We start from the raw sequence: 503 nt of genomic DNA, 5'->3' as shown, positions 1-503 counted from the left end.
GCGCGAAATGCGTGAACAGATCACTGAATGCGGCGCGGTCCTGATGATCCCGGACACGCTGCATCAGCGCAACCCAGTCAGGGTCTGATCCAGACAACGTTTTTTGGATTGGTCTTTGCTTATCCATCGCAATATTGAGAACAATACTTTCGCTGCCAACACGGTTTCGTGTCGGTCTGATCGAGCTTTCGCGTGATTGTATCTCAGTTAGCATAAAGATGTTACGAGGCAAATTTCGCACTGGATCAAAATTTCTTTGAGCCTTTTTTAAATCTGGCCTCGTGGTTGCATCGTATTACCTCCACAAGGAAGTAAATCTACAGGACCCTAAGCCCCTATGCCCTTCGAAGAACCGACCCTCGCACCGCGAGGCAACATCATGCGCCGCAACATTGCCGTCATTGGCGCAGGCATTTCCGGAATGGGCGCCGCCCACAAACTCGCAAGCAATCATGCCGTTACGCTATTCGAAGCTGGCAAACGGATTGGTGGTCATGCCCGCA

1 protein-coding gene and 1 pseudogene are annotated in these 503 nt (G+C 51.3%); one reads left to right on the top strand and one right to left on the bottom strand.

Annotation, left to right across the window (positions count from 1 at the left end):
- Positions 1-214, bottom strand: a pseudogene (locus tag F2B26_RS17330) (hypothetical protein); the annotation flags it as partial.
- A gap of 123 nt (positions 215-337) precedes the next feature.
- Here F2B26_RS17330 and F2B26_RS17115 point away from each other — a divergent pair.
- Positions 338-503, top strand: a 166-nt coding sequence (locus F2B26_RS17115) for an FAD-dependent oxidoreductase (protein ID WP_328698714.1), incomplete at its 3' end; no start/stop codon positions are given.

The organism is Cellulomonas citrea (assembly GCF_009829685.1).
GTDB classification, from domain to species: Bacteria; Actinomycetota; Actinomycetes; order Actinomycetales; family Cellulomonadaceae; genus Cellulomonas; species Cellulomonas citrea.
This window is presented reverse-complemented; position numbering and strand designations above follow the sequence as displayed.